Source organism: Acidimicrobiales bacterium, assembly GCA_022452145.1.
Taxonomy (GTDB): domain Bacteria; phylum Actinomycetota; class Acidimicrobiia; order Acidimicrobiales; family MedAcidi-G1; genus UBA9410.
This window is the reverse complement of sequence record JAKURY010000039.1, coordinates 1-8,945: the sequence shown is the minus strand read 5'-3', so window position 1 is coordinate 8,945 and position 8,945 is coordinate 1. Positions and strand designations below refer to the sequence as shown.

The window sequence follows — 8,945 nt, the reverse complement described above, 5'->3', positions numbered from 1 at the left end:
GATGGAGGCCGAGGACGGTAGTTGGTCCATCGATATCGCCCCCAACGGAGATCACACGGTCACATCCACCCTTAATGACGGGACTGGCCAGAAAAACATGTCCGACGGTCGCGTTCAGCGTTACAACCCGACGTCTGGGGCCACCACCTTCACCAGTGCTGATGGCGGCGACTACGTCAGCCGTGAGAACCCGGACGGCAGTGTGGTCGTTACCGACCCGCAGGGCATGGTCACCGAGTCGAACCCGGTCACCGGCAAGACCGCCGTGACGTTCCCTGACGGCAGCACGCAGATCACCGAACGCTCGGAGGACGGTTCCCTTCAGACCGAGATGTCCGATGGTTCCAAGGTCGAGGTGAAGCCCAACGGTGCCACTTCATTCGTTGATACCGAGGGCAACGTCTCTGCGACCATTGTGAACGACGACGGTTCGATGCTTACCAACACACCGGACGGTGTGGCGATGCTGAGCGCCGAAAACGAGGACGGTGCCCTCAGTGCCCTCTATAAGCCTCCGTCCCAGGCCGACGTGGCCGAGGAGCATGCCGCCGATGCGGCTGAGGACTCCGATCTTGCCGAGTTCCAGGCCGAGCGGGCTGTAGCCATTGCCGATGCAATCGACTCGGGTGATACCTCTGCAATGCATGAGGAGGCCGACGGTTCCGCGGCTGAGGCCAACGATCTGGCTGACGCGGCCGATGGAGTTGCCAACGAGTGGCTGGAGGACGTCGCGGTCGCCGAGGCCATGAACGATCCGGACATGACTCCAGAGGTGGCTGACGAAGCGGCGCAGGTTGCAGCCGATGACGCGGCGAATGCGGAGGCTGCCAAGGAAGAGGCAGCGACACAGGCTGAAGCCGATGCCGCGTCCATGGGCCAGGTGACCGAGGACCTGCAGGAAGCTGCTGGAGCCCAGCAGCAAGCCCTGCAGGATGCTTTGGACGCTGGCTTCACCATGGAGCAGATTCAGGCCTTCCTGGAGTCCCAGGCGAACGCCGAGGGGCGCGAGACTTCGTCGCGCCGTTCCACCCAGACCGATGACGACAATCCGCTTCTGCAGCTCTTCGATGCGCAGAAGGCCGTCCAGGCCCTCCTCGCCACTGCGACCGCTGTTGTCGCCGACGCCCAGGAATCCAGCGCCGCGTCAACCCGGGCTGATGCCGTGGCCGCCCTGCTCACTCAAGATGCCGCCGAGGCAGCGGCTGTGGCAGAGGCTGTGAGCGATCCCGCCATGGATGTCGAGGCCGCCGCAGCGGCGCTCGACGCCTCGCGTGCCGCCGCTGAGGCCGCCGCTGCCGATGCCGTAGCTGCATCTAACGCCGCCGCCGCCGATGCCGCCATCGCCGCCGCCGCCGACGCTGCTCTCGCTGCGCCGGCACAGGCTGCTGAAGTGGCCGCCGCCGCCGACTTGGAGCTCCAAGCTGTTCAGGCAGCGGTTGACGCCGTGGACCCGGACAACGCGGAAGCTGTGGCCCAGGCTGCGGCTGTTCTGGCGGATGTCACGGCTGACGCCGAGGCGGCCCAGGCGACAGCCGACAATTACGCTGACACGGACGCATACGCTGCCGCTGCCGCTGAGGCCGCCGACTCCGCTACCGAGACTGCAGAGGCAGCCGCGGAGGTAGCCGAAGAGGCAGCCGAGTACGCCGCTGAGGCGCCGGACGAGCCGGTTCCGGGTGTCGCACCTCGAGGGATTCTCCAGGACCCGGACGCAGGAGCGACAGTGGTGACGCTGTCCAGTGGCAACTCCGTCGGCTACGTACTCAGCGACGACGGCGTCATTACGCTCCAGTCGTCGGCTGCTGCCGATCCGAACCTTGTCGCTGCCGCCGAAGCCGAGGCGACTGCAGACGCGGCTACAGCTGCAGCGGACCGGGCACAGGCGATCGCCGATGCGGTCCTTGCCGGCGATACGACGGCTGTCGATGACGCAGCCGAACAGGCCGGCGAGGAGGCCGCAGACGCGACCGCAGCGGTTGACGCCGCGCAAACGGCGGTCACACACGCCAACGCTGTCGCCGTGGCATTGGACAACCCTGACATGACGCCAGGAATCGCCAACGACGCTCTGTCTGCAGCATCTGACGCTAGGGAGGAGGCTGAGGGCGAACTTTCAGCCGCCCGAGACTCTGCGTCTGAGGCGATGGAAGTTGCTGAAGGGCTTGTAGCTGCCGCCACGGCTGATGACGCCAGCGACGACGAGGTTGTGGCCGCCCAGACAGCACTGGCCCTGGTCCAGGAGACTTCGGCTGCGGCCCGACAGGCTGAGTACATGGTCGATCTGATGGAGGCCAACGAGGCCGAGGCAACCGCGGTCGTTACTGCCGTGGCCGACCCAAACATGGACGTCTTCGCGGCGGTTGAAGCAGCCGCCGATGCACGTGCCGACCTGGCTTCCGCCACCGTGCTCGCCTCCACTGAGGAAGCTGAAGCGACAGCCGCAGAAGCCCTGGCCGATGCTGTGCAGTCGGCTCTCACGCTGCCGGACCGGGCGACCGAGTCCGCCGAGCTGGCCCAGTCACAGGTCGATGCAGCGCAGGCGGCGATGGATGCCGTCGACCCGGACGACCCCGAGGCACTGGCAGCCGCCACAGCGTCACTCGCCGCGGCGAACAATTACCTGGAGGCGGCCGAGACAGCTGTCGAAAACTTTGGTGACCGCGACGCCTACGTCGAGGCCCTCCAAGAGTCTGCTGAGAACGCTGTGGCTGCAGCCGATGATGCCGTCGCTGTGAGCGACTCAGCGACCGAGGCGGCAGTCGACGCCGCACCGGCCGATGAGTCGGCCCGGGTGGTGGTGTTCAATCCGTCGGTTGGCGCTGTCATCACAGAGGGTGGGGACGTGGTGGTCGAGTCGTCCTTCACCGATACCGGTGGGATGTCGATCGAGGTTCCGGCCAGCGGTGATGCATACGTCGAGGCAGCTGCTGAGGCCGATCAGGCCGCAGCCGAGGTGACCGAAAAGGGCGCCGAGCTCCAGGACGCGCTGGTTGCCGTACAGGTGGCGACCCTGGCGACCATCGGAGACGACAGTCCTGAGGCCCAGGCCGAACTTGAGGAAGCTCAGGAAATGGCGGCCGAAGCCCAGGAGGCGGTCGAAGAGGCACAGGTGGCGGCCGACGACGCCGTCGCTGCCCGCCAGGCGGAGGCAGCCACGGTGGAGGTCTCGGCCGATGGCACCCAGCAGTCCGTTAGGGACACAAAGGGCAACTCGGCGACGGCTGTCACCTCGGACACAGGCGTGGTAATCACCATGGCTGCCGCGACGCTCGCTTCGGCGCTGGACAACCTGGCTGACGGTGAGCTGCAGCCGGTCCTGGCTTCGGACGGGTCCGAGTTGATTGCAACCCGGTCGGCTGATGGTGTCATCGAGTTGTTCCAGGCCGATGGCTCTGCGGCGGTCGATGAGGACGGGGAGCCGTACACGGCAGATGCCCTCACCGCCATGGTGCTGATCTTCGCCCTGGATTGAGCAGGATGAACATGACGTACACGAACGGATCGGGAGTCAACATGACGAACGCCAAGGGACGCCGAACGGGCGCTGGGATCGCAGCCGGACTGGTTGCGCTGTCGCTCATTGCCGGCGCCTGCGGTGGGGGAGCCGAGGAGGAGGAGGCCACAACTGTGGCAGCCGAGGAGGCAGCAGCCGAGGAGGCAGCAGCCGAGGAGGCAGCAGCGGAGGAGGCAGCAGCCGAGGAGGCAGCAGCGGAGGAGGCAGCAGCCGAGGAGGAGGCAGCAGCGGAGGAGGAGGCAGTGACCACTACCGTGCCGGCTCCGACGTCGTCCACGCGGCCGACCTGTGTGCTGGCCCCCAACGCCGACTGCGCCGAGGTGGATCTGGCGGGGGAGAACCTGGCTGGCATGATCCTTCCCGGGATCAACCTCTCGGGGGCCAACCTGGAGGGGGTTCTCTTCAACGGCACGATGCTGGCCGGTGCGAACCTCGCGGGGGCGAATATGGCCGGCACGGCCCTGTCGAACACGAACCTTGCTGGTGCCAACATGGACGACGTGAAGGCGTCCGGGGCGTTGTTCTTCCGTACCAACCTGTCGCACGCCTCGATGGTGCGGGCCGACCTGACAGCGGCGCTGTTCATGGAGGCCGACCTCAAGTCGGTGAACATGACCGGGGCGCTCGTTGCCGGAATGGTCGACCGGCGGTCGTTCTGGTGTAGCACCATCTACAACGATGGGACGCTTCGCAACGAGAGCTGCACGATCGTCGTCGACTGACGGCTGCAATGGCGATAATCCCCTGATCCACGTCATCTGGGGGACCAAGGCCGAGGCCATCAAGGTCGCGCCCGTGCTGCGCGAGCTGGACCGGCGCGCCCTGCCGTACCGCCTCGTCGAGACCGGCCAGCACGGCGCCTACCTGCCGGTGCTGCGCGAACGGCTCGGCGTGAGGGAGCCCGACGTGCGCCTCGGTGGTGATCGCGACGCCGACACCGTGGCGGCGGCTGCTCGCTGGGCGCTGGGCCTGGTCGGGCTGCTGGTCAGCCGCCGGCGCCTGCGGTCCCGGGTCTTCGGTGATCATGACGGTGTCTGCCTGGTGCACGGTGACACCCCGTCGACGCTGCTGGCCACCCTCATGGCCCGACGTGCCGGCCTGCCGGTGGCCCACCTGGAGTCGGGGCTGCGGTCCGGCAGCTTCAGGCACCCGTTTCCCGAGGAGCTGATACGGGTGTTGGTGATGCGCCGGTCCGCCGTCTGCTTCGCCCCGGACGCCACGTCGGCGGACAACCTGCGGTCCATGGGCCTGAAGGCCCGAATCGTCGAGACGTCGGGCAACACCGGCCTGGAGGCCCTGCGCGACGCCGTGGCCGATGTCCAGCCGGGTTCGGGGCCGGTCGTGGCAACCATGCACCGTGTCGAGAACCTGCACCGCAGTGAGCGGTTCGACGGGTTCCTGGCGCTGCTGGGTCGCCTGGCCGAAATGGGCCGTCCGACGACGTTCGTGGTCCACCCGCCGACCGACGGTGTGCTGGCCCGGAAGGGCGGGCGTGCCGCCGTAGAGGACCTGGGCGTGGCCACCAGCGACCTGGTGCCCTACGACGAGTTCGTGACGATGCTGGCCGCCGCCCCGTTCGTCATCACCGACGGCGGGTCCATCCAGGAGGAGTGCGCCCGCCTCGGCGTGCCGACCCTGCTGTGGCGCGACCGCACCGAACGGCAGGACGGCGTGGGGGAGAACGTGCTGGTCAGCAGGTACGACGACGACCTGGTCGACGGTTTCCTGGCGGACCCGGAGCGTTGGCGACGGCCCCGGCGACTCGGCGACGAGCGACCGGCCTCCGAGGTGGTCGACGTGCTGGTCGAGATGTCGGGTGGCGCCTAGGCCTGGCCCCCGGTCCGACTGCGCCGTGCCAGCACCTCGGCTACTGCGGTGAGCAGCAGGTCGCGGGCCAGCAGCACGGCCCGGAATCCGGCCACAAGGAGCACGGCGTCGGCACCCCAGTCCAGCACCGTCACCAGGGCCCCCTCGAACACGCCTATGCCCTGGGGGGCGAAGAGGGTGAAGAACCCGATGCCCCACGACACGCCGAAGGCGCCCACCGTGCGGCCCCACTGCAGGGCCGTGGGGCCGACGACCTCCAGGTAGGCCCAGAACAGGGTGCCGATCGCCAGCCAGTAGCCGACCAGCACGGCGGCCAGCCTCAGCAGCGTGGTCGACGGCGGCACCGACGGTGGTTCGCCGCCGCGTCTCCGGGCCAACCGGGCCATGAGGCGGCCGATGAGCGACCCGCCGAGCGTCACGACCACGAGCAGGGCGACGACCGCGGCGACGGCCACCCAGGCGGCCAGCCCACCTGAGGCGGCCAGCAGCACCATTCCGACCACGACGGCCACCGGGGCCCCGAGGGCCAGCTCCAGGCCACCGGCCGTGGCCGACGCCGCCACCCTTATCCCGTGGTGCCGCAGCAGGGTCCCGCGGCCTGCGGCGTACCAGATCCCGCCGGGCAGGTAGCGGGTCAGCAGGGCCCGGGCCGACACGTGCAGCACCGTCGAATACCGGGGCCGCTCGCCCATCGACCGCAGGGCCAGCGTCCAGAAGGCGGCGTTGGGCACCAGCAGCAGGCACGAGGCGCCGACCAGCAGGGCCAGTGGTACCGGCCTGAGGTCGCCAACCAGGCCCGCCATGGCCGACCACCGGGTGGCGGCCAGCCAGACGGCCAGGGCGGCCACCACGGCCAGCCAGAGCACCCGCAGGCTGCCAAGGCGCCGTAGGAGGCTCACGAGGCCCTCCTGCAGCCGGACGCGGCGCTCACGAGGCTCCCAGAAGGCCGTCCAGTACCTCCACGTTGCGGCCCGCCAGCGTGCGGAGCCTGTCGACGGAGTCGGCCAGGTGGTGGCGGTGCTCCAGAACGCCGGCCACCGCCTCCGGGAGGCCCGTGGCGGCGTCGTCCAGCAGCGTGGCGCCCGGCCCGAGGTCGGCGGCGATCGACCTGAGCTTGGGCGAGAACTCGACGGCCACCACGCCGGCACCACCCAGGGCCGCCAGCACTGCGCCGTGGTAGCGCATGGTGGCCATTGCGTCGACCCGGGCCAGCGCGGCCACCACGCCGTCCAGGTCCGGTTCGACCACCTCTGCCGCCGTCGTCATCCGCCCGGCCACCTGCCGGTGGACCACGCCGTCGCTCGGGGCGTCGAAGGCCAGGAACCGTACGGTCAGCCCGGTGGAGCGGGCCGTGTCGTCCAGCGCCGTCGCCATGGCGTCGGCGCGTGCGTCGGGCCAGCGGTGGGCAACGTCGAGCGCTCCGGGACGTAGGCGGTTGCCCTGCGGCGCCCTGAGGCACACCCCGAGCACCCCGTCGCCAGACACTGCCGGTGCTTCGGCCAGGAACGCCAGGTCGGCGGTCCGCACCACCCGCTTCACGTCGAGGGCCTTCAGGGCGTCGGCCGACGGCTCGTCGCGTACGGCGATCGCCGTGTGTCCGACCAGCGCCCTGCGCACCCGGGACCGGCCCCTGTCGGTGGTCAGCCCGTCGGCGCCCAGGCCGATGCCGGCCCACGGCAGCCCGGCCCGGCGGGCCATCCGGATGCGTCGCAGGTGGTAGGGGAGGTTCCAGATGCCGGTCTCGTCCTGCAGCAGCCCACCGGGGCCGAACACGAAGGCATCGGACGCCACCAGGCTGTGGCGCAGTGCCGACGGGTTGAGGTGGCCGTGGGCTTCGGAGCCGTGGACGGCGGCGGTGCCGGCCGGGTCCACGGAGGGTCCACCCACGGCGACGCCACGTGCGCCCAGCAGGTCGCTCAGGATGCGGAACAGCAGTTCGTCGCCGAGGTTCGTCGAGCCGACCCATCCGGCGACGGTCACCCGGTCAGCCACGGTGGTCGACACTATCGTGAGGTGATGCACCGGCCGGGGGCGCCACCGCACACGGACGCCGCGTCCCGGGTTATCGACCGGGCGCCGACCGTGCTCGTCGTGGGCCTGGTGGCCTTCCTGGTGGTCACCTGGGCCCGCTCGTTCGGCCTGCCGCTCGGCGACTCCCACGAGGGTCGGATCATCGGCCAGTTCGCCCTCCACGTCCGCAACTTCTGGGACCTGGGGCCGTCGGGGTCGTCCTTCGGCGCCGCCTGGCAGCCGTTCTCCGACGTCGCCTACACCCACCATCCGCCGCTCCTGACCGGCCTGCACCTGGCGGTGTCCACGGTGTTCGGTCAGGGACTGTGGCAGCTCAAGGCCGTCAGCTACCTGTCGGGCCTGGCCACCGTGCCGGCCTTCTTCTGGGTGGGGCGACGCATGGGCTTCGGCCCGCTGCCGGTCGCGGCGGCCACCGGGGCGCTGGTGGCCACACCGTTCTGGTGGGTCTACGGGCGCCTGGGCCTGGGCTTCCTACCCAACCTCCTGATGGTCGGGATGGTCCTCCTTGTGGCCGACGAGGTGGCCGACGGGGCGACCGGTCGGGGCCTGCGGCGGGCCGCCGTGGCATCGGCCGCGGCCGTGGCCGCCTCCTGGCAGGGCGTGTTCCTGGCCCCGCTCCTGTGGCTCTGGCTGCTGAGGCGCCGTGGCCTCGACCGCACGGTCGTCGTCGTGGGAGCGGGAATGGCGGTCGGGGCGCTCGTGGTGCTGGCCTGGGTCACCCAGGGTGCCGGCGTGGCCGAGCTCTCGGACCACGCCGGTAGCAGGGTCGGCTTCGACTGGACGGTTGGCGAGTTCCTGGATCGCCAGTGGACGTTTGCCCGTCGGCTGCTGCCGGCCTGGTACCTGGTGCTGGCCCTGCCTGCCCTGGTGGCCGGGCTGGTCGACGCCCGGTCGCGGTTCCTGACCGGTGTCCTGGCCTCCATGGTGGTGGTGTTCGCCGTGGTGCCGGCCGACAACGCCTGGGTGCACGACTACTGGAACTTCCCGGCGCTCATGGCGCTGTTCCCGGGCTTCGCCGCCCTGGCCGACCGGGCCGGTGGCGCCCTGGCCAACCTGCGACGTGGTGGAGCCGACGGGTCGGTGGCGGGCCTGCGTCGCGGCGTCGCCGAGGGTTCGGCGGCCGTCCTGCTGGTGGTCGCCCTCATCGGCCTGTCGCCCGGCGCCACCCACGACCGCTACTTCGGAGCCCCGGCCGAGGCCGGCCACCTCGTTGAGGCCGTCGGACCGGCCGACGGCCAGACGACCGTCTGGCACGCCCCGCAGGTGCCGTGGCCGACCTGGATATCGCTGGCGTGGGGCCTCCCGCCGGGCGCCGTCGCCTCACCCGCCGACGTGGCTACCGTTGCCGACGACGACCGGGTGGTCATCCGCCTCGACCGCCTTCCGGCCTTCCTGGACGGCTCGGTGGGCGACGACGCGCTGGCCGTCCGGGGCCACTACGCAGTGGTCACCGGCGCCGACCTCCGAAGCCACCTGAAATCCCAGTGACGGACCCGACCATGACATCCCCTGACCGCGCGCCGATCCGGACCCACACAGCGTGAACCCGGACGTCGTACACGGCAATGACTGG

At 70.2% G+C, this 8,945-nt stretch carries 6 protein-coding genes; 4 read left to right on the top strand and 2 right to left on the bottom strand.

Annotated features, from left to right (window positions below; genetic code table 11):
• The first annotated feature begins 97 nt into the window (after positions 1–97).
• Genes MK177_10135 through MK177_10125 form a run of 3 tightly spaced genes read left to right on the top strand, consistent with a single transcriptional unit; the run spans position 98 to position 5,341 of the window.
• Positions 98–3,472 (top strand): hypothetical protein, encoded by a 3,375-nt coding sequence (locus MK177_10135; protein MCH2427673.1) that lies wholly within the window; start codon positions 98–100, stop codon positions 3,470–3,472.
• A gap of 11 nt (positions 3,473–3,483) precedes the next feature.
• Positions 3,484–4,236, top strand: a complete 753-nt coding sequence (locus MK177_10130) for a pentapeptide repeat-containing protein (GenBank protein ID MCH2427672.1) — start codon at positions 3,484–3,486, stop codon at positions 4,234–4,236.
• On the top strand, positions 4,193–5,341 hold the full coding sequence (locus MK177_10125) for a UDP-N-acetylglucosamine 2-epimerase (GenBank protein ID MCH2427671.1): 1,149 nt from the start codon (positions 4,193–4,195) through the stop codon (positions 5,339–5,341). The genes MK177_10130 and MK177_10125 overlap by 44 nt, the downstream gene beginning before the upstream one ends.
• On the opposite strand, the gene MK177_10120 is transcribed toward MK177_10125, so the two are convergent.
• Positions 5,338–6,240, bottom strand: a complete 903-nt coding sequence (locus MK177_10120; GenBank protein ID MCH2427670.1) for a hypothetical protein — start codon at positions 6,238–6,240, stop codon at positions 5,338–5,340. The genes MK177_10125 and MK177_10120 overlap by 4 nt on opposite strands.
• A gap of 28 nt (positions 6,241–6,268) precedes the next feature.
• Positions 6,269–7,333, bottom strand: a complete 1,065-nt coding sequence (locus MK177_10115) for a polysaccharide pyruvyl transferase family protein (GenBank protein ID MCH2427669.1) — start codon at positions 7,331–7,333, stop codon at positions 6,269–6,271.
• A 24-nt stretch (positions 7,334–7,357) separates the two neighbouring features.
• Between MK177_10115 and MK177_10110 the strand changes: the two genes are divergently transcribed.
• Positions 7,358–8,860, top strand: a complete 1,503-nt coding sequence (locus MK177_10110; GenBank protein ID MCH2427668.1) for a hypothetical protein — start codon at positions 7,358–7,360, stop codon at positions 8,858–8,860.
• Positions 8,861–8,945: the final 85 nt, after the last annotated feature.

Bases quoted from the DNA above. Each gene is read 5' to 3' on its own strand.
- MK177_10125 (MCH2427671.1), top strand. From the start codon at position 4,193: ATGGGACGCTTCGCAACGAGAGCTGCACGATCGTCGTCGACTGACGGC.
- MK177_10130 (MCH2427672.1), top strand. From the start codon at position 3,484: ATGACGTACACGAACGGATCGGGAGTCAACATGACGAACGCCAAGGGA.
- MK177_10110 (MCH2427668.1), top strand. From the start codon at position 7,358: ATGCACCGGCCGGGGGCGCCACCGCACACGGACGCCGCGTCCCGGGTT.
- MK177_10135 (MCH2427673.1), top strand. From the start codon at position 98: ATGTCCGACGGTCGCGTTCAGCGTTACAACCCGACGTCTGGGGCCACC.